19 protein-coding genes are annotated in these 24,807 nt (G+C 57.7%); 12 read left to right on the top strand and 7 right to left on the bottom strand.

Going from position 1 to position 24,807, the window contains the following annotated elements:
• Positions 1 to 1,161: a 2-methylaconitate cis-trans isomerase PrpF family protein gene (locus tag VF694_RS08580; RefSeq protein ID WP_003801669.1), complete on the top strand. Its 1,161-nt coding sequence runs from the start codon at positions 1 to 3 to the stop codon at positions 1,159 to 1,161.
• Here VF694_RS08580 and VF694_RS08585 read toward each other — a convergent pair.
• Positions 1,158 to 2,144 carry a helix-turn-helix domain-containing protein gene (locus VF694_RS08585; RefSeq protein WP_059317863.1) on the bottom strand — a complete coding sequence of 329 codons (987 nt, stop codon included), beginning with the start codon at positions 2,142 to 2,144 and terminating at the stop codon, positions 1,158 to 1,160. The two genes, VF694_RS08580 and VF694_RS08585, sit on opposite strands and share 4 nt — an antisense overlap.
• Before the next feature lie 305 nt (positions 2,145 to 2,449).
• Between VF694_RS08585 and VF694_RS08590 the strand changes: the two genes are divergently transcribed.
• The 6 genes from VF694_RS08590 (at position 2,450) to VF694_RS08615 (ending at position 8,774) form a co-directional block, all read left to right on the top strand.
• Positions 2,450 to 3,631 carry an ABC transporter substrate-binding protein gene (locus VF694_RS08590; protein WP_131071475.1) on the top strand — a complete coding sequence of 394 codons (1,182 nt, stop codon included), beginning with the start codon at positions 2,450 to 2,452 and terminating at the stop codon, positions 3,629 to 3,631.
• A gap of 39 nt (positions 3,632 to 3,670) precedes the next feature.
• Positions 3,671 to 5,062, top strand: a complete 1,392-nt coding sequence (locus VF694_RS08595; RefSeq protein WP_003801664.1) for an aromatic ring-hydroxylating dioxygenase subunit alpha — start codon at positions 3,671 to 3,673, stop codon at positions 5,060 to 5,062.
• Positions 5,063 to 5,094: 32 nt separating this feature from the next.
• A complete protein-coding gene (locus VF694_RS08600) occupies positions 5,095 to 5,631 on the top strand; it encodes an aromatic-ring-hydroxylating dioxygenase subunit beta (protein ID WP_003801662.1) in 537 nt (178 codons plus the stop codon).
• Positions 5,631 to 6,239 (top strand): cysteine hydrolase family protein, encoded by a 609-nt coding sequence (locus VF694_RS08605; protein ID WP_003801661.1) that lies wholly within the window; start codon positions 5,631 to 5,633, stop codon positions 6,237 to 6,239. Before VF694_RS08600 ends, VF694_RS08605 begins: the two co-directional genes overlap by 1 nt.
• A gap of 9 nt (positions 6,240 to 6,248) precedes the next feature.
• Positions 6,249 to 7,076, top strand: coding sequence for an SDR family oxidoreductase (locus tag VF694_RS08610; RefSeq protein WP_440164107.1), 828 nt, complete (start codon positions 6,249 to 6,251; stop codon positions 7,074 to 7,076).
• 105 nt (positions 7,077 to 7,181) lie between these two features.
• On the top strand, positions 7,182 to 8,774 hold the full coding sequence (locus VF694_RS08615; protein WP_240209313.1) for a phytoene desaturase family protein: 1,593 nt from the start codon (positions 7,182 to 7,184) through the stop codon (positions 8,772 to 8,774).
• Positions 8,775 to 8,973: 199 nt separating this feature from the next.
• On the opposite strand, the gene VF694_RS08620 is transcribed toward VF694_RS08615, so the two are convergent.
• Positions 8,974 to 9,312: a hypothetical protein gene (locus VF694_RS08620; RefSeq protein ID WP_003801655.1), complete on the bottom strand. Its 339-nt coding sequence runs from the start codon at positions 9,310 to 9,312 to the stop codon at positions 8,974 to 8,976.
• Between the two features lie 71 nt (positions 9,313 to 9,383).
• Entirely contained in the window at positions 9,384 to 9,830 is a 447-nt protein-coding gene (locus VF694_RS08625; RefSeq protein WP_153008891.1) for a carboxymuconolactone decarboxylase family protein, read from the bottom strand.
• An 878-nt stretch (positions 9,831 to 10,708) separates the two neighbouring features.
• On the opposite strand from VF694_RS08625, the gene VF694_RS08630 reads away from it, so the two are divergent.
• The 5 genes from VF694_RS08630 to VF694_RS08650 all read left to right on the top strand — a co-directional run bounded on the left by VF694_RS08630 (position 10,709) and on the right by VF694_RS08650 (position 18,551).
• Positions 10,709 to 13,150 (top strand): DUF3772 domain-containing protein, encoded by a 2,442-nt coding sequence (locus VF694_RS08630; protein ID WP_059317857.1) that lies wholly within the window; start codon positions 10,709 to 10,711, stop codon positions 13,148 to 13,150.
• A gap of 39 nt (positions 13,151 to 13,189) precedes the next feature.
• Positions 13,190 to 15,592, top strand: a complete 2,403-nt coding sequence (locus VF694_RS08635; protein WP_131071479.1) for a mechanosensitive ion channel family protein — start codon at positions 13,190 to 13,192, stop codon at positions 15,590 to 15,592.
• Between the two features lie 99 nt (positions 15,593 to 15,691).
• Complete coding sequence (locus VF694_RS08640) at positions 15,692 to 16,990, top strand: MFS transporter (RefSeq protein WP_301607131.1); 1,299 nt, start codon at positions 15,692 to 15,694, stop codon at positions 16,988 to 16,990.
• An 18-nt stretch (positions 16,991 to 17,008) separates the two neighbouring features.
• A complete protein-coding gene (locus tag VF694_RS08645; protein WP_003801645.1) occupies positions 17,009 to 18,121 on the top strand; it encodes an aminotransferase class V-fold PLP-dependent enzyme in 1,113 nt (370 codons plus the stop codon).
• Between the two features lie 13 nt (positions 18,122 to 18,134).
• Entirely contained in the window at positions 18,135 to 18,551 is a 417-nt protein-coding gene (locus VF694_RS08650) for a hypothetical protein (RefSeq protein ID WP_003801643.1), read from the top strand.
• Between the two features lie 9 nt (positions 18,552 to 18,560).
• Here the strand turns inward: VF694_RS08650 and VF694_RS08655 are convergent, their stop codons facing one another.
• The 4 genes from VF694_RS08655 to mgtE form a co-directional block, all read right to left on the bottom strand.
• The gene (locus VF694_RS08655; protein ID WP_003801641.1) at positions 18,561 to 19,091 is read right to left on the bottom strand and encodes a helix-turn-helix domain-containing protein; all 531 of its coding nucleotides are present in this window, start codon (positions 19,089 to 19,091) and stop codon (positions 18,561 to 18,563) included.
• Positions 19,092 to 19,326: 235 nt separating this feature from the next.
• A complete protein-coding gene (locus VF694_RS08660) occupies positions 19,327 to 20,340 on the bottom strand; it encodes an HD-GYP domain-containing protein (RefSeq protein WP_440164108.1) in 1,014 nt (337 codons plus the stop codon).
• On the bottom strand, positions 20,333 to 23,299 hold the full coding sequence (locus VF694_RS08665; RefSeq protein WP_059317852.1) for an MHYT domain-containing protein: 2,967 nt from the start codon (positions 23,297 to 23,299) through the stop codon (positions 20,333 to 20,335). The genes VF694_RS08660 and VF694_RS08665 overlap by 8 nt, the downstream gene beginning before the upstream one ends.
• A 161-nt stretch (positions 23,300 to 23,460) precedes the next feature.
• Positions 23,461 to 24,801, bottom strand: coding sequence for a magnesium transporter (mgtE, locus tag VF694_RS08670; RefSeq protein WP_003801633.1), 1,341 nt, complete (start codon positions 24,799 to 24,801; stop codon positions 23,461 to 23,463).
• Between the last annotated feature and the right edge of the window lie 6 nt (positions 24,802 to 24,807).

The raw sequence follows: 24,807 nt of genomic DNA on the forward strand, positions 1-24,807 counted from the left end.
ATGAAACAAAAATCCCTTCCCGCCGTGTTCATGCGTGGTGGCACCAGCAAAGCCTTGATGCTCAATATCGCAGATCTGCCTGCCAAGCGCGAGGACTGGACACCGTTGTTTGCGGCGGCCATGGGCACGCCCGACCCGTACGGTCGTCAACTGGACGGTATGGGTGGCGGGGTCTCCTCACTGTCCAAGGTGTGTATTATCGGCCCGTCCAGCCATCCGGACGCCGATGTGGACTACACCTTTGCACAAGTGGCGATCAAGGAAGAGAAGGTGGATTACCGCGGCAACTGCGGCAATATGAGCTCGGCAGTCGGCCCCTATGCCGTTGAACAAGGCATGGTCAAGGTGGAGGATGGCGAAGCGTGTGTGCGCATCCTGAACACCAATACCAACAAGATCATCCATGCGCATTTCACCGTCGAAGATGGCCAGCCCCGGTATGACGGTGATCTGTCCATTCCCGGCGTAGGTGGTACCGGTTCGCCTATCCGTCTGGACTTTGTGGAACCGGGCGGTGCCTCGACCGGCTCCCTATTGCCTAGCGGTGAATTGACCGAATGGCTGGATGTGCCGGGCGTGGGCCGTATTGAAGTCTCGCTGGTGGATGCTGCCAATGCCGCTGTTTTTGTACGCGCTGCCGATGTGGGTCTGACTGGTCTGGAACTGCCTGATTGGCTGGAGGCGCATCCTGACGTGCTGGAGCGTCTGGACGCCATCCGCGTGCAGGCTTCGGTACGCATGGGCATTGCGCCCGATGTGGAAGCTGCGCGTCAGATTCGCATCGTGCCGTTTGTCTGCATTGTGTCACCTGCCCAGGATAACCCCACGCTGTCGGGTGAGGTGGTGCCTGCCAAGGATATTGATCTGGTGGCCCGTGTGATTTCCAATGGTCAGCCGCACCGCGCCTTGCCCTTGACGATCTCGCTGTGTACCGCGGTGGCCGCTCGGCTGACGGGCAGCCTGCCCTCACAATGTCTGTCCGACTCCGTCGCTCCTCAAGGCCCCTTGCGTCTGGGTATGCCTTCCGGCGTGCTGACCGTAGGCGCGGAAGTGGAAAAGAAAGACGGCCAGTGGTTTGCCAAGGCCGGTTCGTTCTACCGTACGGCGCGCCGTCTGTTTGATGGCCGTGTCTGGGTTCCCGGCAAGGCCTTGAAAGACTAATCGACGATGCGCAAGTCCTGCGAGGGCGAACGCCCGAAGCGGGACTTGTAGTCGGCACAGAAGCGGCCGAAATGGTTGAAACCGCAGCGCAAGGCAATCTCGCTGACCTGGGTGCCAGGTGTGGCGGTGCGGATAGCCTGCTGGGCCGCTTCCAGACGAATCTGCTTTAAAAATTGCATGGGGCTCAGGCCCCGTTCCGTACGAAATGCCAGCGTCAGGCTGCGGACACTGGCACAGGCTGCGGTAGCGATTTGTTCCAGCGTCAGGGCCTGGTCCAGACTGGCGCGCATGAAATCTTCCGCCCTTTGTACCCGGCGCGAACTGGCCGGGCGCACAGTTTGCTGCAACTGCCGGCTGTAATTGCCGGGTTGGGTATGAAACAGATGCAGCAACAGATTGTCCTCGGCCTGGCGCGACCATTGATCCATTTCCGGAGGCAGATGTCCGCCATAAGCCAGCAGGCTGCCAATTTGATGCTGCCAGGCGCAACCTTGCGGTGAGTCCAAGGGCATGCCAGCGGCAAACTCAATGGGCCGGTCCAGGCTCAGGCCCAAGGTTTGGCGGGCCACCTCTTCCAGCCTGTAGCGCGGGATCTTCACCAAAAACTGTTCACAGCCTTGCTCCCAGTCCAGCTCGACTTGCAAAGAAGGGGAGATGACGCTGGCGACTTTGGGGTTGGCCTGGACGTACTCCCGACCAACCCGGATACAGGATCGTCCCTGTATCGGCACCTGAAACAGCAGGAAATCTTCCAGAATCCCCGGCGACACCTGCACGGCTGCACCATATTTAAGCAAGACAAAGGAAAAGCTGTGGCTGCTCGCATAGCGCAGCGAGGCATCGACCGGGCCGTCATTCCAGGTCAGGCGATGCTCGGTCAAAAAGCCGGCAGTCTCGCTGCGAGTCTGGTCTGGGCAGCGCGATTGAAAACGCGGCGCACTGTGTTGCAAGGGGGCCAAGCCTGACATAAACCACGCTTGCATGATGTGTGTCTCCAAATTTTTGCCGGTTAGGGATAAGGCTTGCCATATCTGGATAGCCGCCTGTTCTGAGCCGGTCTAATGTATTTCAAACCTAAAACAGTAATCCTGTCCCGGCACCTTAGCAGATTGGGATACGACTGGGAATTGCTGTATTCACGTAGTCTATTGGGCCCGTTTCCCCAGGCCTGCAGGACAAGCGCCGCACAGACCACCGGCGTCAGTGATACACAGTTTCCGGCGTATTGGGGGTGATCCCAGGCAGACCTAAAGTCCAGTTTTTTGAAAGACAGAGGACGGAGACAAACATGAAAAAGCAAGTGGCGTTTTGCATGAGCACGCTGGCCTTGGCCCTGGCCTGTAGCCCGGTGTCCAGTCAGGAAGTATTCAAGGTCGGTTTGCTCACGACCTTGTCCGGTCCCGGAGCGGCCATTGGCGCAGAAATTCGCGATGGGTTCGAGCTGGGCCTGACGCACTCGGGCGGCAAGCTCGGTGGCGTGGATGTGGCCCTGACGGTGCTGGACGATCAGCAAAAACCGATGGAAGGCCGTCAGGCCGTGGACCGTCTGGTCAAGCGCGACAAGGTCGACGTGATCACCGGCATGGCCTTCTCCAATGTGCTGCTGCCCGTGATGCCGACGATTTTGAACAGTGACACCGTCTACATTTCCGCCAACACCGGCCCGGCCGATTACGCAGGCGAGCGTTGCCACCCCAATTTTTTCAGCGTGTCCTGGCAGAACGAGGATATTCCCGCCGCCATGGGCAAGTACGTGACCGATCAGGCGCACAAGAAAGTCTATTTGATCGCCCCCAACTATCCCGGTGGCCGTGAGTCCATTGAAGGCTTCAAGCGCTTGTTCAAGGGCGAGATTGCCGACGAAGTCTATGTGAAGGTCGGTCAGATGGATTATGCGGCCGAGCTGGCGCAAATGCGTGCGTCGGGCGCGGATGCGGTGTTCTTCTTCCTGCCCGGTGGCATGGGTGTGTCCTTTATCAAGCAGCTGATCAACTCGGGCCTGTCCACGCAATTGGCGGTGTACACCCCCGGCTTCTCGGCCGATCAGGACACCATTGCTGCCATCGGTGAGTCCATGAAAGGCATGGCCAATGCCGCTCAATGGTCACCGGATCTGGATAATCCGGTCAATAAACGCTTTGTAGCGGATTTTGAAAAAACCTATGGCCGCTTGCCGTCCATGTATGCCTCTCAGGGGTATGACGCTGCCCTGTTGCTCGATGGCGCACTGAAGGCCGACCCGAAAGCGGCAACCGATCGTGAGGCCTTGCGTAAAGCCTTGCGCAGTGCGCCGTTTGAGTCTGTGCGCGGGGCCTTTGCCTTCAACAACAACCAATATCCGGTGCAGACCTATTACATGCGCGAAGTGGCCCCGAATGACAAGGGCCAGATGAGCAACAAGATTGTGTCCACCGTATTTGAGCAATTCCAGGATCATTTTGCGCCGCAGTGCAAGATGGAAAAGTCATAAAGAGGATGCGTCAAGCATCCGGCAGCAAGGAGGTTAATGATGAGCTATAGCAACGAACAGCTGGCCGCACTGGTGCGGGGAGACAGCGTACATAAATCGGTCTATACCGACCCTGAAATCTTCCGTCTGGAGATGGAACGCATTTATGGCCGTGCCTGGATTTACATTGGTCACGACAGCCAGGTGCCCAATCCGGGCGATTACCACACGACCTTGTTGGGTGGTCAGGACGTCATCATGGTTCGCGGCAGCGACAAGAAGGTGTACGTGCTGTACAACCGCTGTCCCCATAAGGGTGCCAAAGTGGTGGCCGATGGGTGTGGCAATGCCGGCAAGTTCTTCCGTTGCCCCTACCACGCCTGGACGTTCAAGCTGGACGGTCAGCATTTGGCTGCGCCCATGAAAAATGGCTTTGAGGGCACCTGCTTCGACCCCAAACATCCGGACTTTTCCATGCGCCGTGTGGCTCGTGTGGAAACGTACCGTGGTTTTGTGTTTGCCTGTCAAAGTGCCCACGGCCCGGATTTGAAGGAGTTTCTGGGGCCCATCATTAGTTCCATCGATAATCTGTGCGATCGCTCGCCAGTGGGGGAAGTGGAAGTGGCCGGCGGCAGCTTCAAGGTCTGGCAGCCGTCCAACTGGAAAGTGTTCTACGAGAATCTGCACGACACCATGCACGCGAATGTCACGCATGAGTCATCCTACGTGGCGGCCCGCGAGCAGGCCAAAGATTATGGCTCCATGCCGCTGGAGCTGCACATCATGGACGGCAACGGCGAGCCTTACGGTTTCTGGGAAAAGCTGGACTTGTACGCCTTTGATAACGGACATGGCTACATGGAAGGCATTTTCAATCCCGGTGCCATTGAGACTGATCCTGTCACCAAGGCGCACTACGAAACCCTGAAACAAGCCTATGGCGAAGAAAAAGCCCTGAACATTCTGGGCGAGAACCGCCACAACAGCATCATTTACGGCAGTGGCTCGCCCCATACCGTATTCCAGCAGTTTCGCGTGATTCGTCCTGTGGCGGTGGATCGCACACATGTCGAAATTCAGTTGTTCCGCCTGAAAGGGGCGCCGGATGAAATTTACAAACGCGGCCTGATGTATGCCAACCTGATCAACTCCCCCTCGTCCAACGTGATGCCGGACGACATTGAGGTCTATGGTCGTTGCCAGGAAGGTAATAAAACCAACGGTGGCGACTGGATCAGCATGCATCGCTATGACGGCACTGACAAGGAAATTGAAGGCGGTATGGTGGCGACCAATGGCACCAGTGAACTGCCCATGCGTAACCAGTTCCGCGCCTGGAAGCATTTCATGACTACCAGCCTGTACGACGCGCCAGCGCAGTCGGAAGACAGTGGTAAAGCCACGGTGCGTTCGGCTTCCGGTGAGCCTATCGCCCCCGCCTCACAGGCTTAAGCGGGCTGCTGTCCGAGCCAAGGAGAATTCTTATGTTGTTTGATATTGATTTTGACGTCAGCGTGGATCAGGTCACACCTGTGAACCTGAGCCTGGAAGCCATCCGCGAAGTGGAGCAGTTCATCTATCACGAGGCCCGCTTGCTGGACGAGCGCCGCTGGCAAGCATGGCTGGATCTGTGGACCGAGGAAGGCATGTACTGGATTCCTCACAGCTACGATCAGCAAAGCCCGTACGAGCACATTTCCCTGTGCTGGGAAAACAAGCTGCTGCGTGAATTGCGTATTCGTCGCTTGGAAAACCACCGCAACTGGTCCCAGCAGCCGATTACCCAGTCCTGCCGCGTGCTGGGTAATGTGATGATAGACGGGACCGATCCTGAAGGTTATCTGGTGGTGCGTTCCAGCTTTCACTCCATGGAATGGCGCGGCAAAGATCCGGTCCACCGGGTGGGTAGCCTGATTCACAAGCTGCAGGCCCAGGAGGGGGGTGGCTGGAAACTGCGTATGAAGCAGGTGAATCTGGTCGATCGTGATGCGGTCCACGGCGCCATTCAGGTGTACATCTGATGTCGGCAGCCCATCACACCGCCTTGCTGGCCCTGCATTACCAAAACGACGTCCTGCATGCTGATGGCCTGATTCGTGTGGGAGTGGAGGCTGACAGCCCCCAGCGTCAGGCGCTGATCGAGGCCGCAGGCCGTCTGCTGGCACAGGCGCGTGCACAGGGCGTGCCCATTGTGCATGTGCGGGTGGGCTACCGGCCAGACTATGCCGATCTGCTGTGCAACGCCCCGATTTTGCACAATGTGAAACGCATCGGTGCCATGCAGACTGGCAGTTGGGGAGCCCAGTTCTTTGACGGGCTGGCTCCCTTGCCCAACGAGTTTGAAGTCCATCACACGCGCATCAACGCTTTCTTTGGTTCCGCGCTGGAGCCGGTGGTACGTCGTTTGGGCGTGGAGCGCTTGGTGATTGCCGGTGTGGCCACCCATTCCGTGGTGGAAAGCACGGTGCGCCATGCGGTGGATATGGGCTATGAAGTGGCGGTGGTGGCCAGCGCCTGCGGCGCACCGCCCGCCACGCATGAAGCCTCCCTGGCCAGCATGAGCCTGATAGCGCATATTGATCGTGACGAAGATTGGGCAGCCGTCTTTGGCGCGCCACAAGCAGAGTAGGAGAAGCCCATGCAACAGGATATGCAGGTGAATTTACACGGTAAGGTCGCCATTGTGACCGGAGCTACCCAAGGGCTGGGAGCGGATATCGCTCTGGCTCTGTGTGCCGCTGGTGCGTGGGTGTTGGTGGTGGGTCGCAGCCAGGAAGAGGGACAGCGCACTGAAGCGCGCCTGCAGGCTGTGGGCAAGGCCCAGTTTCTGGCTGCCGATATTTGTGATGATGCGCAGCTCGATGCCTGCGTGCAGGCCGCATTGGCACAAACCGGACGCATCGACATTGTGGTGAACAATGCCTGCTCCTACGGGGACGAAGGGCTGGCTTCCAGCCGCGAGTTGTGGCATCAGACTTTGGATGTGAACCTGATCTCCAGCGCGATTCTGGCCCAGAAAGCCACGCCGCATATGGGCCCAGGCGGGGTCATCATCAATATGGGCAGTACCGGTGGGAAGTTTGGCGTGGCCGGACGCGCGCTGTACCCAGCGTCCAAAGCGGCCATTTTGCAGTTCACTAAAAGCTTGGCGGTGGAATTGGCCCCATCGGGGATTCGTGTCCTGACGGTTTCGCCCGCCTGGACCTGGTCGCCGTCCGTTGAGCGCATGAGCGGTGGCTCGCGTGAACTGGCCAATCAGGTGGGCGCACAAGTTCATCCGTTGGGCCGAGTCGGTTCCGGCGAAGAGGTTGCCCAGGTGGTGTTGTTTGCTGTGTCGGGTGCCGCTTCCTGGATGACAGGGATCGACCTGCCCGTCGACGGTGGCTTTTCCGTGCTTGGGCCAGAGCAGGGCAAGTCGCCCCGTCACTGGTTTGAACGCTGGCAGGCGCAGTCGTCTGGCTCATAAATAGAAAAGTGCGGTAAAAGATGCCCAGGGCTTGTTGACAGCTGTTTCTTGCGGCATGTTTACAAGCCCTGAACCCGTTCAGGGCAATTTACAAAAAGGTGTGGGATGACAGATTCAACAAATAACAAGTCATATGCCGTCATTGTGGTGGGCAGTGGCATTAATTCCTTGGTGTGTGCGGCCTTGCTGGCGCAAAAAGGCAAGCAGGTTCTGGTGCTGGAGCGTAACGACCGTGCGGGTGGGTGTATCCGCACCGAGGAACTGTTCCCCGGTTTTACCCATGAGCTGCTGTCATCCTGGTACCCCTTGTTTACCTCCGGGGCGGCGTATGCACGCCTGAAGGATGATCTGGCTGCCCAAGGGGTCGAGTTTCTGGAAAACGGCTATACCACCGGCGTGGTGGGCAGCGATGGCAAGGGCATGGCCCTGCGTCACGATGTGGGCGATTCGATTCAACGTATCAATGCTTTGCAAGCAGGCGATGGCGACGCCTTCGGTGCCATGTGCAGCCAGTTGTTCGAGCGCGATGCCGGTCTGACCTTTGGCTTGCTGGGCACCGAGCCTTACAGCCGTGGCTTGTTGGGTTTGCTGTTCTCGCAATGGCGCAAGCGTCGCATGGACGGCATGGTTCAGTACGGACGTGAGTCCCTGGAATCCTTCCGCCGCTGGGCCGATCGTGAACTGAAAGATGACCGGGTGCGCGGCATGATGGCTCCCTGGGTCTTGCACTCGGGCCTGGGCCCTGACGACGCCTGCTCGGCCCTGATCGGCAAGCTGACCTTTGCCGCCGTGGTGGCCGGTGGTATGCCGGTGGTGAAAGGCGGTGGCCAGAATCTGGTGCGTGCGCTATGCGCCATTATTGAAAAAGCCGGTGGCCGCATTCAACTGAACACCGAAGTAGAAGAAATTGTGCTGGAAGGACAAAAAGCCCGTGGCGTGCGTGCCGGTGGCCAAGTCTACGAAGCCAGCCATGTGGTGTGTAACGTCACTCCGCCACAGCTCTATGGCCGTCTGTTGCCGGGCGCTCCTGCCCAAGTGCGTAAGCAAGCCAATGCCTACCGCTTTGGCCGTGGCGACATGCAAATTCATCTGGCGCTGGACAGCATGCCGAACTGGAGCGATCCGGAGCTGCTGAAAGTACCGTTGCTGCACCTGTCCGACAGCCTGGAAGACGTCAGCATGAGCGTGGCCCAGGCCAATAACGGCCTGATTCCGGCCAGGTTCACCGTGGCGATTGGTCAGCCTTGCGCGGTGGACCCCAGCCGAGCACCCCAAGGCAAATGGATTTTGTGGATGCAGATGCAGGACATGCCATCGAAGCTGCGTGGCGATGCGGCTGGCAAGATCGACGTGCCGGAAGACGGAAAATGGTCCGAAGAAGTCAGCAAGGCCGTGGCCGAGCGCATTATCGACCAACTGGAAGGCGTCATGCCCGGTCTGCGTCAACAAATTGTGGGCCAGAAAGTGCTTTCGCCCGCCGACCTGGAATCCATCAATTGCAATCTGGTGGGCGGCGACCCGTACTCGGGCATCTGTTCGCCCGACCAGTTCTTCTGGATGCGCCCCTTTGCGGCCAGTAACGGTGCGCGCTCCCACGCAACCCCGTACAAAAACGTCTACCACATCGGTGCGTCTACTCACCCAGGTCCAGGCTTGGCAGGGGCGTCCGGATTCATGGTGGCGGAGCAGATTCGTTAGGGAAGCACGTTTCGGAAAACATAACAGGCCAGACAGACCGTCGTGCGGTCTGTCTGGCCTGTTTGCATGGGGTAGGCTTGGCGGTCCAGGCATCGTATCCTCCCCTAAAGGCGATCGCCGGATCACCGAAGAAGCGGGCGCCTTGCAGCCCTGAGGCTTATGGCTTGAATGTCACGCGCTTGATGTTGGCCAGATGCCGTCAATGCACGGGCTCGGAAATATTGCCTCCCCAAAAACCCGACCCTTGCATGAATGAGAGCGCAATATCCGAGCTGATGCCCAATATGCCTTGGGTAGCGGGCATATTGACCAGAATGCGTCCGGCGGGCAGGGTGCTGGAAAACTGATGAATCTCGTCCTGATCTTTGCTGTGGATGACGGCCGAGTGTCCGGCTCCTTCCTGCCACAGCAATTTTGCATCCAGACTGATTCCCTGGCCGGCCTCAGATTTGGACCGCGTCACAATCGGAGCCATTTTTTCCCGGCTCAGGAAGGCGTGCCGCTCGGGATCGGCGGCAAGCCAGGTCAGCAGGATCATCTTCAAACCTGCTTTGGAAATACGGTCGCCAGGTGCTAGCACAGCGTCGCGTATGGAAAATGCTCCGTTAGTTAGAGGCTGATTTCGTAGTTCATGCTGATAGCCAAGCGGTTCCAGACGTTGATCAAACCGACCAGATACGTCAGATCGACGATTTCCTTGTCATTGAAGTGAGCCTTGAGTTCATGCAGTGGCGTCTGCTTATCGTCCAGATTCTGAATAAAAGTCACTTGCTCAGCCCAGCGCAGCGCCGCCTGCTCCTGCTCAGTGAACAGGGGGGCTTCTTTCCAGGCATTTAAAAGCAGGAGTTTTCGTTCGGCAATGCCCAGACTCAGCGCATGTTTGCTATGGACATCAATGCAAAATGCGCAACCGTTCAGTTGCGAGATTCTGACCTTGATCAGCTCGATCAACTCTTTGTTCAGCGTAGTCTCGCTGTAGATCTGGGCGTCGTACTTGACGAGGGTCTTGTAGATGTTGGGGGACAAATTAGATGGGTTAAGTCGAGTCTTAGACACGGGATCTCCAGTCAGTGGGAAAAGGGTTGGGGCGGGCATGTGAATACGCCGGTTTTAGCCTTGGGTTTTACTATCGTCAGGGCAGGTTCGGTAGTTTTCGAGTTGCCGTAACAGAAAGGTGCTGGCTGAGCAGCTTGGCGTGAGAATGGCGCTTAAGAGAAGCCAGGCAGTCAGGGTCGCTACATCTGGATGGAACCGGTTCATTCCGCCCCAGGTGATATCGACATTATTCAGTGTCCCCCAACTCCCGAAGCGGTCTGCCACCGCAGATAAAAGAGTGAGGCTAAGTGACGGTCTTAAAAAACACGATGAATGTCATTTTGGTTGCGTTGCTGTGTTCGAGAGGGGGCGCAATGATTTCTTTCTTTGTGTTTAAGAAAATTATTTCACATTTCCTGATTATTTAAGGGCTAATTTTTTAATCTTCGTTTTGCTGTTTGCTATCTAATTGACTTTTTCCTTGTGTTCTGTGTTTTTTCTTGCCGTCTTATAGTTAAGAAATGCTAGAGGAATAACTTGGTTTTTAATCAAAATAATGATTGTTGATAGTGCTTTTTTTATGGGGGTTTTGTTTTTTTAATTTTCCTTGATTATTTTTTTGGGTTTCATATTTTTTGCGCTTGGTTTTAAGGGTGGTTTTTAGAGCTTGGTTGCGTGTACTGAGCGGTCTGTTGTCCGGGGCGACTCGAAGTTGACCGTGGCAGAATGGGTAGGGCATGCAGTGCAAGGCGATCTGAGCCGGTTGAGAGAGAGGGGTTTTTCGTTTGTCCCTTCTGTGTTTTGTGCCAAGAGGATGATTCTTTCGGTATTCTGTGCATGTTTGTGCTGCCCGTATCCCTGTCGGGGCGTGGCCTGATTGTTTAGCCGGAGTTTTATTAATGCGCGCTTTTCGCTGTTCGCGCCTGTGTGCCTTTTTGGCCTTGTGGCTGCTGGCCGTGGTGCTGGCTGTTACCCCTATCCCTGCAGCAGCCGAGACTGCGGCCTGGACGCCTGCACAGGCCAGTGAATCCCTGAATGAATTGCGGGACACGCTGCAAACGGTGCAGCAGCGTTTGCAGAAAAAGGACGGCTTGGGAGATTCTGATCTGGTCGCCTTGCGCAATCAGTTGCTGGCGGCACAGGAACAGGCCCAGGAAATGAGCGTGCGGCTGGAGCCTGAACTGCTCAGTGTGACGGCCCGTTTGAATCAGTTGGGGCCGGTGGACGACCCGGCGGGCGAGTCCGATGACATCGCACGCCAGCGGGCGCAGCTGCAGCAGTCGGTCACCGAGCTGGATGGCATGATCAAGCTGGCCCGCCTGATCGGCGTAGAAACCACCCAAGGGCTGGATTTGGTGTCCAAGCAGCGTCGGGCGATCTTTCAGGCCGAGCTGGGCCTGCAGTCACAGTCGGTTTTGACGCCGCGTTTCTGGAGCAATGTGTCGCGCGACCTGCCCGGCGATCTGGCCCGGGTCGATCGCATGCGCAAGGATCTGGCACAACGGCTCTTGGACTTGCCCACGTATGTGCTGTGGTCAGCAGCAGGCCTGGCGCTGGTTTGGCTGGGTCTGGCGGTCTGGGCGGTGCGCGGGCTGGAGCGCTTTACCATCAGCCATACCAAACCCTCACGTTTGCGGCGTTCTTTCTACGCTGCGGCCCTGATTGTGCTCTATAGCCTGGTGCCCGGGGTTCTGGCCTCCTTGGCGGCGGGCCTGTTTTATTGGAACGGAAATCTGGCTCCCGACTTGTCCAGCTTCGTGTCCAAATCGGTGTTTGCCCTGTATCTGGGCGGCTTCGTGACCGGCATGGGGCGGGTGCTGCTGTCCGCACAGCGGCCTAGCTGGCGCTTGCCTCCGATCCCCAGCAATGTGGCGCTGAAACTGGCCTGGCTGCCGCTTGCGCTGGGCGTAATGGTGGCCCTGACCTGGATGTCACAGCAATTGTTGGGGCTGGTCAATGCGACGCTGAGTACCACCTTGCTGGTCAACAGCTTCAATACGCTGACCCTGAGCATTTTTATTGCCATCGCCGCCTGGAATTTGAGTCAAGGGCGCGAAAAGCCCCCTGTGCCTCAAGAGGGTGACGACCCGCAGAAAACCGTCCCGGTACAACAAGGGTCGACCTGGCTGCGTGCCATTCCCATCACTCTGGGAGTGGTGATCGGGCTGGGAATGATCGCCTTCTTGCTCGGGTACATCGCGTTGAGCAGTCTGATTGTGCAGGAAGTCCTGTGGCTGAGTCTGGTCATTTGTACCTGCTATGTGCTGGTGGCGCTGATTGCCGATATTGGCCAGAGCCTGTTGCTGCAGTTCAAGGAAAAGCGGGCCTCCAACGAGTGGACCAGCGCCCAGGTGCGGGGCAGCAGCCAGATCGTGATTGTTCTGTCGGGGGCGCTGCGCCTGTGCCTGATCATTATGGCCGTTACCCTTGTATTGCTACCGTTTGGCGAAGACCCCACGCAGTGGCTGCAACGCCGTTTGGGCTTTTTGGTCACGGGTTTTTCGTTGGGGCAGGTTCAGCTCAAGCCCAGTTCCGTGCTGCTGGCCGGGATGATTCTGGTATTGGGTGTGTTGTTTGTCAAAGCCCTGCAGCGCTGGGTAGCTAACCAGCTTTTGCCTGCCACCCGTATTGACCCTGGAATGCGGGTCTCGACCGCGAATCTGTTCAGCTATGTGGGCTATTTTGTGGTGGTGGCCACGGCCATTTCTTCCTTGGGCATTGGCCTGGAGCGGATGGCTTGGGTGATCTCTGCCTTGTCGGTGGGGATTGGTTTTGGCCTGCAGGCAGTCGTGCAGAACTTCGTGTCGGGGTTGATCCTGCTGGCTGAACGTCCCATCAAGATTGGCGATTGGGTCAGTTTGAACGGCGTGGAGGGCAATGTGCGCAAGATCAATGCGCGGGCCACGGAAATTGAGATGTTCGACCGCTCGACCCTGATTGTGCCGAACTCGGAGTTCATCACCAAGACCGTGCGCAATGTGACCTTGAGCAATCCCTTGGGTGTGGTGAAGGTCAAGATCAATATGCCCATTGACACAGACGCTAAACGGGTGCGTTCTATCATGCTGGAGGTGATGCAGAATTACAGCGATGTGTTGGCCGATCCTGCGCCAGAAGTGACGCTGGACGGATTTGATGCCAACGGTTTGCAGTTCACCGCCACTTGTTATGTATCCTCGCCGCGTGTCAGTGGCCGGGTGCGCAGCGTCCTGATGTTCGATATTTTGGATGGGTTGCGAAAAGAAGGTCTGGCGCTGCATCACACTCAAACCATGACGGTATTGCCGACCTTGCCGGTGGCCAGCCAGACCGAGGGCGGCAATCCCTTGTTCAATAATTGAACGTTAAAAAAACAGATCGGTCCCCGGGAGGCAAAAGCCATGAAGCCGCTACGACGATGTGCGCAGGTCTTGCTCGTTTTGCTGAGCTTGATGGTGGGCTGGGTGCCGATGGTCCAGGCGCAAGCCCTGTCCGAGTCCGAGCAAGAGCGTCAGATGATGCGCGAGTTGCAGCAGGCCCAGGACGAGCTGCGCCTGATGCAGTATGGCCTGGAAGGCAATCAGGCCTCGATACGACCTGAGCGCAGTTATGAGCAGGATCAGAAACTGCAGCGAACGCAGGACTTGTCCAGCCGCGTGGTGCAATCGCTGGAGCGGCGCAGTCGCTTGTTGCAGGCCCGTCTTCAGGAGTTGGGCGAGGACGCCGGCGATGAGGCCGATCAACTCACACTGCACAATGAGCGTATGCGCCTGCGACGTGCGGATGCCGCCTTGCGCGCGGACTTGCGTGTCGCCCGCCTGGTGCAGTTGGAGTCTCAACAGACCCGTCAGTTGCTGCATGAGGCGACAGCTCGTTATGCCAAAGAAAAACGCTGGCAACGCAGTCCCTCCTTGGTTTTGCTGGAAAGTTTGCCCGAGCTAAGGGCGGCTTGGCCCGAGGATCGTCAGAAGCTGTCCGATCTGGCCGGGCAGTGGCGGCAAACCTGGAAAAACAGCAGTTGGCAGCAAAGCAGCGCCTCCTTGTGGCTGGTGGCTGCTGTTTTGATGCTGGGGATGGTCCTGTTTCGCATGACGCCCATTTGGATCAGTCGTTACCTGCCAGCCGGACGTTTACGTCGATCCAGTCTGACGATCGTCAATTTTTTTCTGTGGTTTATTCTCAGCTGGGTTCTGGTCGATCAACTGGTCGAGTTGGTGATGGAGCGGCCTGGCCTGTCGACCATACAGTATGAACTGCTGGCCTATCTCAACTTGGCGGCATGGCTTGCCGCGGTGGTGCTGGCATCGATCAAGGGCATTGTCATACAGCCTCGCTCTTCCTGGCGCTTGATACCCGTGTCGGCCCAAACCCAAGGTCGCTTGCGTTATTTTGCCTACGCTTTTTTTCTGGTCGCCTATCTGGATGTGGCGGAGAGCTTCTTTCGCGGTTCCATCGGCGTGTCGGATGCGTTTCAGGCCCTGCTCGATGGGGTGAGCAGTGTGCTCTATCTGCTGTTGTATGCCTATGGCTTGTGGGTCATGCGCGATGAGCTGTTTGATCGTACCGAGATACAGGGGCAAAGCGCGGTTCGCACGGGGCGCAGTTGGGCACGTCTGGCCTTTAAAGGCGCTGTCGTGGTTTATGTTCTGGTCTTGGGCTTGTTTATTGGCGGCTGGCAAGTCCTGTCTGATGATTTGATGACTCATTTCATGACGATGCCGCTGGTGTTGGGTCTGCTTGCCTATGTGTTCATGGTCTGTTTGCAGGACATGTCCGATTCCTTGCTGGCCTATCTGCGCAATCGCAGTCGTGACCCGGAAGCGGCGCCGATTCGCGTGCAAAGCCAGCTCGTTGTGGTCTTCTTTGCGCTCGCGCGTATGACCGTGCTGGGTCTGGCCATCTGGATGGGTAGTGGGGACTGGTTGAACGAACCCAAACAGATGCTGGAGTCCGGCCTGGGCGTTTCACGCGATGTCCTGCGACTGGGCGCTGTGCAGTGGCGCCTGGATTTGTGGCTGATTGCCTTGGGCGTCATGTTGGTGGGTGCGGTCCTGATCCACTGCTTGCGGGTCTGGCTGCGTCAGCGCTACATGCCTAACACCACGCTGGAGCCCGGCCTGCAAAATGCGATTGTCGGTGTGGTGGGATATATCGCCTATTTTGTTCTGCTGGTGATCTGCCTGTCTATGCTGGGGGTGCCGATTGAGTCCGTAACCTGGGTTTTCACCGCCCTGACGGTGGGCCTGGGTTTTGGTTTGCGCGGCATTGTGCAAAATATCGCGTCGGGTCTGATGCTGATGGTCGAGCGCCCCGTGAAAGTGGGGGATTGGGTGGAAGTACAGGGCAGTGAAGGCAATGTGCGCCAGATTCGCCTGCGGGCCACCTATGTGGAACGTTTTGATCGCACGATGGTGATGGTTCCCAACTCTCAGATGATGGGTCAGCAGGTTCGCAATCTGACCTACACCCCTAGCTCCCTGGGGGCGATTGAGTCCCGGCTGCTGTTCCCGCTGGATGTGGATGCGGATGCCATCATGCAGATTCTGCGTGAAGCCGTCATGTCCGAACCGGAAATTCTGGACGAGCCGGCCCCCGTCCTGTCGTGTGACGGGATTTTTGGCGATGGTTTGGCTTTTAGCATGCGCTGTTTCATCAACAGCATGCGGGTACAGCGTCGGGTCCGGAGCAACCTGATGCTGGAGATCTTGCGTCGCCTGCGCCAGCAGGGCATTACCTTGCACCCTGCACAACGCTGGGTGCAACAGGCCATGGATAAAGACAGGGCGCAAGAGCCAGATTTCTAGGGTTTTCCCAGTGATTGAAAGCTGAAATATTCATCCGTATAATTTGTTTAGCCACACTAAACAAAAAAAGCGCGTGACGCGCATCTGGATGGATGAGACATGAGTAAGCAACAGCCCCTTCAGGGTACGGCCCCCGTTTCGCCCTGGCGTGCTGCCAGTGCAGCCGGCTTGGGCACCATGATCGAATACTACGATTTTCAGCTCTATGGCGTGCTGGCCGTGACGCTTAGCGTGCTGTTTTTCCAGACGGGTAATGAAAGCGCTGCTTTGCTGTCCACGCTGGCCGTATTTGGCGGCGCCTTTCTGGCCCGCCCCTTGGGGGGCATCTTTTTTGGCTGGTTTGGTGACAAGCATGGCCGTACCGCTGCTCTGATGTTCACAATTGTGGGCATTGGGGTCGCCAGCGCCTTGATGGGCATGCTGCCGACCTATGCCACCTTGGGGCTGGCTGCTCCCGCCTTGTTGCTGTTGTGCCGTTTACTGCAGGGTTTTTTTGCCGGGGGCGAGATTACCGGGGCCGCCACCTATGTGGCGGAATGCTCGCCAGTGGGCAAACGCGGTTTTTTCGGCGCATTCAATCCGGCCGCGGCGACTCTGGGTCTGTCCTTGGCTACGGGGGTGGCGGGCCTGGTCACCAGTATCGTCGGCAAGGACGCCATGCTGGAGTGGGGCTGGCGGATCCCCTTTTTGTTGTCCATTCCCCTGATCGTGTTGTGTGTCTGGGCTCGCTCGCGTATTGAGGATTCACCGCTATTTAAAGAGATGCTCAAGCGCCATCACCCTGAGCATTCGCCCTTGTCCCTGATTGTGCGTGATTACCGTCGCCCCTTATTGCAGGTGATCGCCATTGGCTTTGCCCAGAATGCGGCCGGCTATGTTGGCGTGGTGTATCTGAGCACCCATTTGATCCATACCCTGAAATACGACGGCACCGCGGTGTTCTGGCTGATTTCCCTGGTCACCTTGTGCTCGGCCTTCATCATGCCTTTTGCCGGCAGCCTGTCTGACCGTTTCGGTCGCAAGCCCTTGCTGACGATTGGCCTGCTCGGTTATCTGGTGCTGGTTCCCTTGACGATGTGGGTGGCCTCCTGGGGCAGCTTCCCGCTGGCCGTCATTGCGGTGGCCGTGTCCATTCTGCCGTTCATTGTGGTCCAGGCCGTGGGTTACCCCCTGTATGCCGAATTGTTTCCTACACGAGTGCGCTACAGCGGTGTGTCGCTGGGCTTTAACATCGCCACCATTCTGGGTGGAGCGACGGCCCCTTTTGTCGCCTCCTGGCTGACAGGTCTGACTGGTTCGAGCATGGCACCTGCGTTCTATGTGATGGTGGTGGCATTGATCGGGATGGTTGCCTTGAGCACGGTGCAAGAAACCTCGGGTCGCCAATTGGCTGATTGATTTTCAAGGATGTAAACGATGTCTGGGTATTTTTTGTATCACTCCATTGGCATGTTCGAGGGCAAGGAAGCCGCCATGCGTGCCGAGCTGGATCAGTTCAGTCAGGTCTGGTCGGCACCGGATGATGCGCAGTGGGGCTACGCCTTGGGCCAGAAACAGGCTTTCATGGATGCCTGGGCCAGCCTGATTGGCGCTGACTCCAACGATATTGCGCTTAGTGAAAACGTGACCGGCGGCCTGTACAGCATTCTGGGCTCCTTGCCAGCGCACGTGCTGAAAGGACGTACTGTGCTGGTGGCGGCCGATTGCTTTCCCAGCCTGCATTTCCTGCTGCAAAAGCTGGCCCTGCGTCTGGGTTTCACCTTGCGCACCGTGCCTTTGAGCGCCGGTCTGTCCTATGTGACCGATGATGATTTCATCCATGCCTGGGATGACAACGTGGGCCTGGCCCTGGTGACCTGGGTCAGCTCTACCTCCTCGCACCGCGTCAATGTGGACCGTATGGCGCAGTGTGCGACAGAGCATGGCAGCCTGATGGCGCTGGATTTGACGCAAGCGGCCGGTCTGGTGCCGTTTACCGTGCATGAAGGCGTCGCCTTTACCTTGTCTGCTTCCTTGAAGTGGGCTTGTGGTGTGTCGGGAGCCAGCCTTTTGCACGTGCGTGCGGATTTGATCGAGCAGTGCGAGCCCGAGTTTCGTGGCTGGTTCAGCCAGGAAAATCCCTTTAACTGGAATCTGGACCAGTTCAGCTATGCTGACGGTGCGCGTCGTTTCGACCATGGCACACCGGCTGTTTTGGGCAGTATTGCCTCGTTACCCGGCCTGCGTTTCGTGCTGGAAACCGGCGTGGAAAAATTGCTGGAACAAAACCGGGCATTGACGGCTATCTTGCTGGATCGCGCCGCCAAGGCCAAGTGGCCGGTGCTGACGCCTTTGGCCGAAAGTGAACGTGGCGGCAGCATCATGTTGCGTGCCAGCAGTGCCCAGCGTGCGCAGGCCATGGTTGATCGGTTGCGCGAGCAGGAACTGTATTGCGATCAGCGTGATGGCGTTTTGCGCCTGTCCCCCGGCAATGTCTGCACCGAGCAGGATGTGCTGCGCTTGTGCGACACCTTGCAAGCCGGCTGGTAAAGGAGGAAGGGCTATGGATAGTCAAACTTGGGCGCATCAGGCCAGCCGTCGTATCGAGCGATCAGCCAAGGTCGTAATGGACTATATGGCCGATCTGGATGCATTGGGGCGCTGGTCTTTAGGATGCTTGAATACGCAAGGTGTGGGGCCTGGGCTGGTGGTGGGCACTTCCTTGTTTGATGGTGGGCAGACGCACGTCAGCGTCGAGGTTCTTGCTGAGCAAGGCCTGATCCGCTATTGGGTGGGCAGCGCGATACAACGTACGCCGCGCATCAGCGCCATGGTGCAGGCGCTGGATGAGCAGACCTGCATCTTGATCCTGCTGGCCACACGCGCTACGGATATGGATGAAAATCGGTGGTTGCGTTTGCAGCGTTGCCACGAAACCGAACTGGATCTGATCCAGGCCCAGTTGCACCGCGGGGGCTGATCCTCGCGCTCAATAGCTGGGCGGGGTGATCGCTACAATAAAACGCACATCCTGCTCGTAAGGATTGCGATAGGCGTGAGGCAGACTGGAATTGAAGTAACAGCTATCGCCTGTTTGCAAGCAGTGTTGATCATCCCCGACATCAACCAGTAACTGGCCTTCGGTGACCAGCACACATTCTTCGGCAGGGTGGCTCCAGCGCTGCCCAACCGAGCTGCCGCCCGGCGGTAAAAAGCCCGCCAGCATTTCAATACTGCCAAAGCCCGGCGACACCCGCTGGTATTGCACGCCAGAGGCGGACTGAATGCTCATGCGTTCGTTCTTACGCACCACGGCCACTTGTTCCACATCGTCTTCCAGGAGGGAAAACAGGGGCGTATCCAGTGCGCGGGCGATTTGGCGCAAGGTGTCCAGGCTGGGTTGGGTCAGACCTCGCTCTACCTGGCTGATCAGGCCAGGGGAGACTTGCGCCAGCTCGGCCAGCTTGCGCAATGACAGTTTTTTGTGAAGTCGGACCTGGCGAATACGCAATGCGGCCATGGAAAAGCGAGCGATAGGTGAGAAAGACGGTATTGTAAGACAAGCTCGCCAAGCTGAGGCGCCGACAGTTCGGGGCTGTCGGCGTGCAGGCTATCGCTGATATCCGGTACAGACCTAGTCGGCGCGCTTTTGCTCGTCGTTACCTGTCCGGGCACGCACGTTGGATTTCACGTCAGAGAAGGTCGGTGGCCTGGTGCCCAGGGTGTCAGGGTCGTGTTAGTGAGGGCTGGGTGTTCTAGGGTGTGGTGTGCTGCGGTTCATCCGCCCATTTTTCTTTGATGTGCAGCATTTCGGGCAGGCACTTATCCAGCAGCGCAATCAGTTGAGGATCAAAGTGCTGACCGGACTGCTCACGCAGATAGCTGACGCATGTCTCCACACTCCAGGCTTTTTTATAGGGCCGCTCGCTGGCCAGTGCATCAAATACATCTGCAACAGCTACGATGCGGGCAGGCAGGGGAATGTTCTCGCCTTTCAAGCCGTAGGGGTAGCCGCTGCCATCCCATTTTTCGTGATGATACAGGGCAATAGTGCGAGCCAGCTTGAGCAGACCATGTGAATGCTGGCCGATAATGCGCGCGCCAATCAGGGTATGCGTGCGCATGATGTCCCATTCTTCGGGGGTCAGTTTGCCCGGTTTTTGCAAAATGAAATCAGGGATGCCGATTTTGCCTATATCGTGCATGGGCGCAGCATGCAGCATCTCGTCGGCCGCTTCGTTGGAATACCCCAGCCAGTGGGCCAGAATGCGGGTGTAATGGCTCATGCGGATCACATGCCGGCCAACTTCGTTGTCTTTGTACTCGGCGGCCGTACCCAGACAACGAATGATTTGCAGACGGCTGTCGCGTAGCTCCTGCATCTGTACCAGGGACAGGTGATTGCGTATGCGTGCTTTGAGAATGGCCGGGTTAAAGGGCTTGGAGATATAGTCCACTGCGCCCAGGTCCAGGCCCATTTGCTCATCGTGGGGTTGCGAGAGTGCCGTGACAAAGATAATGGGTATATGGCGGGTTCTGGGGTCGGCTTTCAAGGTCCGACACACGTCGTAGCCCGAGAGCTGCGGCATCATGATATCGAGCAAAATCAGGTCGGGCACATCGCGTTGAGCCAGTTCCAGTGCCTTGGCGCCTTCTTTGGCAAAGAGCAGGCGGAAGTCCTGCTGCAGGGTGTGGCGCAGAATCTGCAGATTGGCCGGCTCGTCATCAATGAGCAACAGTGTCTGGCGTGGCGAGCTAAATTCATTCATGGCGTGGCGGATCCTTGGCCAGGCTGGCATTCAATTCCGTGATTAGCGCAGTCAAGATGCTGCTTGCCTGCACAAAGTCAAACAAATCAATGGTTTTATTCAGATTATTCAGCGTCTCGCTTTGTCCGGTACTTTCCAGGTACTGACAGATCGCCTGCAAGGCAGGCTCATCGAGCTCATTGAGTTGCACGCTGCTATGCAGAATGTGCAGGTAATTCAACACCACGTCGGGGCTGTGTACCACGCCTGCTTGTGAATCTGTATAGGGGGCCGGTGGACCATGGTGGCTGAGCTCCTGGGCAATGCGGTTGAACATGTCCTGCAACTGCTCGATGCGTCCGCGCATCTGGCGCGTCTGGCCACGACGGATTTTTTCTTCCAGCTCGGCGCTCAGTAAGGAAACCTGTGGCAGGCCCAGATTGCCTGCCGTGCCGCGAATACCATGCAGACTGCCCAAGACAACTTCCCAGTTTGGTGAAGCCTGTTTGATCTCATCGAGTGGGTAGCGGGTATGCAGATCCGACAAGAAACTAAGCAGCGCACGGCGCAAACGCACTGGCGAGCCCCACAGGCTCAGACCCAGGTCCCAGTCGATCAGGCCGCTTTTCTGGGGCTCGACGCTGTCGTCTGGTGAGCTGGTTGTGGCCAGGCCCATGACTCGTGCAATTTCCTGCATCAAGGCAGGCAGGTCCAGCGGTTTGGTGGCAAAGCCGTTGATGCCGGCTTCCTGTGCAGCGTGGCGATCGGACTCCATGACACTGGCTGTCAGCGCAATCAGCGGTAAAGGCAGGCGTGCTTCACGACGTTCCTGTTCGCGCCATCGACGGGCGGTCTCCAGTCCGTCCAGTTCAGGCATGTGAACGTCTAGTAAAACGACGTCAAAGTCTTCTTTGTCCAGCAGCTCCAGCACCTTGTGGCCGCTGTCGGTGGCGGTGACCGAATGGCCGTGCTGTTCAAGCGTCAGGGTCAGCAGTTCCTGATTAAGGTTGATGTCATCGGCTACCAGAATTCGCAGGGGGGGCAGGTGGGGCACGGCTTGGTTTTCCGGGCTCAGGCAGGGTTCGTTGCCCGGCTCCAGGGGGATGCGGACTTCAAAGACGCTGCCCACACCCAGGGTGCTTTGAACCTCCAGCGTGCCGCCCATCAGGTCCACCAACTGGCGGGCGATGGACACGCCCAGGCCCGTGCCGCCAAAGCGACGGCTGATGGAAACGTCGGCCTGAGTGAAAGGGGTAAATACATGACGCAACTGCTCAGGACTCATGCCGATGCCGGTGTCGGTGACACGGATGGAGACTGCATTGCGTCCGGGCTCGGGGTTGACCTCGACCCGCACTGCACCACTTTGAGTAAATTTGATGGCATTGCCGATCAGATTGTTGAGTACCTGCTGGATGCGCATCGGGTCGCCCTTGTAAAAAGGGTGCAGCTCGGGCGCACAGCTCAGACGGAACTCCAGGTTCTTGGCATCGGCCGCCAAGCGTAAAGAAGCGACGACCTGCTGGCACAGGTCGATCAGAGAAAAGTCCACCTGTTCCAGTTCGACCGAGCCCCGCTCCAGTTTGGTGGTGTCCAGAATATCGTTGAGCAAGGCTAGCAAGGAGCGCGCTGACTGATTGATAATGTTCAGGTGTTTGCTCTGTTGGGCAGTGAGCGCGTCGTTGAGCATCAAGTCGCTAAACCCAATAATCGCATTGAGCGGAGTCCGTATTTCGTGGCTCATATTGGCCAGGAAGGCGCTCTTGGCCTGGGCTGCCTGCTCGGCTTTCTCCGCGCTTTGACGCAAGGATTCCGTCAAGGCGTTGTAGCGGCTCATATCGGTCACAAAGCCGACAAAAATGGGGTCCCCCGGCTGACGCACTCGACCCACCGCCAGCCGCATGGGCATCAGGCTGCCATCCTTGCGCAAGCCGGTGACATCGCGGCCTACGCCGATCACTTTAGGGTCATTGCTGCGCAGATAATTGGACAAATAGCTGTCATGGCGAGAGCGGTCTGGTTCGGGCATGAGCATATTGACGTTACGCCCCAATACTTCACCCGCTTTCCAGCCAAACAGACGCTCTGCCGAATGGTTGAAATCCAGAATGGTGCCGTTGCTGCTGATCGTGATGATGCCGTCAATGGCCGTATCTACAATCGCGCGGTTATGCGATTCACTCTCTTCCATTTTCAGGAACAGTTGACGGTAGCGCAGCAAGCCATTGGCGGCGGCCACCAGCACCGTTACGGTAATGGTGAACGTGGACAGCACCATGGAGGCAAAGGTGCTGTTGAAGATGATCAGGTCATCGGGCGGGGTAGTCTGACCGATAAAACGGGCCGCCGCCATGCCGGTGTAGTGCATGCCAGAGATGGCCAGCCCCAAGACGATGCCACTGATGACCACGCGCTGCAGCAAGGTCAGGCGCGTACGGTGCAGGCGAAAGCGTATCCACAAAGCCAGGGTGGCCAGAATGACTGCGACGCCTATCGACAGGAAGAACGTGACGGGTTCATAGCGCAGCAGGGGAGCCATGCGCATGGCGGCCATGCCGCTGTAATGCATGGTGCCGATGCCCAGCCCCACCAGAACCCCGCCGATAATCAGGTGCGAGCGCTGGACGCGGGCTTGGGAGAGAATCTGCAGGGCCACCCAGGACGCGCCTACGCTGGGCAGCACCGACAGCATGGTGATGGCCGGATCATAATGCACGCTGGTACAGAGCTCGAAGGCCAGCATGCCGATAAAGTGCATGGTCCAGATGCCACCGCCCAGGGCAATGGCGCCTGTGCAAATGGCAATCTGGCGATGCAGACGCAAATCGGCCATGCGGGCAATATGCGCGGTATGCAGAGCCATGCCCGACGAAAAGATGGCAACCAGCAGGGACAGGATGACCAGGCCACTGTTATAGCTGCCAACCAACAAGGGAGCCATGGGGTCCGCACTGATGAAGAACTGGTCGAGTATCCGCATAGGTGCTGATGTCCGAAGCGGCCCACGGGGCCAAGTTAGACGAAATGTGTCAGGCTCCCTCTGCATAGCAAGAGGGAATGTAACGATGAAACCCGGATAGGTTACCGAGTTTGTCTCTTACTGTGCAGCTTTTTACATGGATTGACGAAAAATATTCATGTTTAAAGCAAGGTTCCGGTCAGCAGCAGCGCCGCTACTGAAAAGTATATGACCAGCCCGAGCACATCCACCAAGGTGGCAACCAGGGGAGCCGAGGCGCTGGCCGGGTCAAAACCGACGCGTTGCAAGATAAAGGGCAGCATGGAGCCAATGCAGGAGCCAAAGGTCACAATGCCCACCAGAGCCAGCCAGATCGTAAAGGCAATCAGCAAGGAGTGTTCGCCGTAATCGTACAAGCCCAGATGTTGCCAGACTTCAATACGCACAAAGCCGATGGCCCCGAGCAGGGTGCCCAGCACCAGACCGACCGGCAGCTCGCGCAATAGCACACGCCACCAGTCTCGTACCCGCACCTCACCGAGCGCCAGGCCACGAATCAGCAAGGACGTGGCCTGCGAGCCGGAGTTTCCTCCTGAACTCATGATCAGGGGAATGAACATGGCCAGCACCACAGCCTTTTCCAACTGTATTTCGTAATACTGCATGGCGCTGGCGGTGAGCATTTCGCCCAGGAATAAAATGGCCAGCCAGCCCCCCCGCTTGCGGATCATGGTGCTGAAGCCGGCCTGCAAATAGGGTTTGCCTATATGCTCGGCGCCGCCAAACCGGTTCATGTCCTCATCGGCTTCGTCCATCAAGGCGTCAATGACATCATCTACCGTCACAATGCCGATGATGACCTGAGCCTCGTCGACCACCGGAATAGCCAGAAAGTCGTGTCGCCGAATAAGCTGGGCCACAGCCTCCTTGTCAGTGAGTGCCTGCACCGTGATGGGGCTGTCACCGCTCCACAGATCGGTCAGGGCCGCTTGGGGCGCAGCACACACCAGCTTGCGCAAAGGCACCACAAATTGGAGCTGCTGCTTGTCATTGACGACGTAAATGGCATAGACCGTCTCGCGCGTGCTTTCCACCTCCCGGATGTACTGTAGGGTCTGGGCGACGTTCCAGCTCATGGGAACCTGCAGAAACTCCGTGGTCATGATGCCGCCGGCCGTATCGGCGGGGTAGTACATCAGCCGCATGACGGAGGTACGGGTGGGCTGGCTCAAACGGCTCAGAATCTGCTCCTGATCCTGCGGGTCCAGGTCTTGCAGCAGGTCGGCCATGCGGTCTTCAGCCAGTGTTTCCAGAACAGGCAGGCGTTCTGGCCGACGCAGCTCCATCGCAATGGCGCTGGCCCAGCGCAGTTCGGGTCGTTCCAGCAAAGCCTGCAGTCGCTCATTGTCCAGCTCCTGGGCAGCGAGCAGGGCGGGGCCGCGCTCGAGCTGGTTCAAGGCCAGGACAATATCGGCAATCGGAGTGGGGGGGCCAAGTAGGTCAATAGATGGATGCTTGGGCATGCAATA

The sequence above is a fragment of the Alcaligenes sp. Lyrl_28 genome, from assembly GCF_051948705.1.
Taxonomy (GTDB): Bacteria; Pseudomonadota; Gammaproteobacteria; order Burkholderiales; family Burkholderiaceae_B; genus Alcaligenes; species Alcaligenes ammonioxydans.

Bases quoted from the DNA above. Each gene is read 5' to 3' on its own strand.
- VF694_RS08580 (WP_003801669.1), top strand. From the start codon at position 1: ATGAAACAAAAATCCCTTCCCGCCGTGTTCATGCGTGGTGGCACCAGC.
- VF694_RS08585 (WP_059317863.1), bottom strand. From the start codon at position 2,144: ATGCAAGCGTGGTTTATGTCAGGCTTGGCCCCCTTGCAACACAGTGCG.
- VF694_RS08590 (WP_131071475.1), top strand. From the start codon at position 2,450: ATGAAAAAGCAAGTGGCGTTTTGCATGAGCACGCTGGCCTTGGCCCTG.
- VF694_RS08595 (WP_003801664.1), top strand. From the start codon at position 3,671: ATGAGCTATAGCAACGAACAGCTGGCCGCACTGGTGCGGGGAGACAGC.
- VF694_RS08600 (WP_003801662.1), top strand. From the start codon at position 5,095: ATGTTGTTTGATATTGATTTTGACGTCAGCGTGGATCAGGTCACACCT.
- VF694_RS08605 (WP_003801661.1), top strand. From the start codon at position 5,631: ATGTCGGCAGCCCATCACACCGCCTTGCTGGCCCTGCATTACCAAAAC.
- VF694_RS08610 (WP_440164107.1), top strand. From the start codon at position 6,249: ATGCAACAGGATATGCAGGTGAATTTACACGGTAAGGTCGCCATTGTG.
- VF694_RS08615 (WP_240209313.1), top strand. From the start codon at position 7,182: ATGACAGATTCAACAAATAACAAGTCATATGCCGTCATTGTGGTGGGC.
- VF694_RS08620 (WP_003801655.1), bottom strand. From the start codon at position 9,312: ATGATCCTGCTGACCTGGCTTGCCGCCGATCCCGAGCGGCACGCCTTC.
- VF694_RS08630 (WP_059317857.1), top strand. From the start codon at position 10,709: ATGCGCGCTTTTCGCTGTTCGCGCCTGTGTGCCTTTTTGGCCTTGTGG.
- VF694_RS08635 (WP_131071479.1), top strand. From the start codon at position 13,190: ATGAAGCCGCTACGACGATGTGCGCAGGTCTTGCTCGTTTTGCTGAGC.
- VF694_RS08640 (WP_301607131.1), top strand. From the start codon at position 15,692: ATGAGTAAGCAACAGCCCCTTCAGGGTACGGCCCCCGTTTCGCCCTGG.
- VF694_RS08645 (WP_003801645.1), top strand. From the start codon at position 17,009: ATGTCTGGGTATTTTTTGTATCACTCCATTGGCATGTTCGAGGGCAAG.
- VF694_RS08650 (WP_003801643.1), top strand. From the start codon at position 18,135: ATGGATAGTCAAACTTGGGCGCATCAGGCCAGCCGTCGTATCGAGCGA.
- VF694_RS08655 (WP_003801641.1), bottom strand. From the start codon at position 19,091: ATGGCCGCATTGCGTATTCGCCAGGTCCGACTTCACAAAAAACTGTCA.
- VF694_RS08660 (WP_440164108.1), bottom strand. From the start codon at position 20,340: ATGAATGAATTTAGCTCGCCACGCCAGACACTGTTGCTCATTGATGAC.
- VF694_RS08665 (WP_059317852.1), bottom strand. From the start codon at position 23,299: ATGCGGATACTCGACCAGTTCTTCATCAGTGCGGACCCCATGGCTCCC.
- mgtE (WP_003801633.1), bottom strand. From the start codon at position 24,801: ATGCCCAAGCATCCATCTATTGACCTACTTGGCCCCCCCACTCCGATT.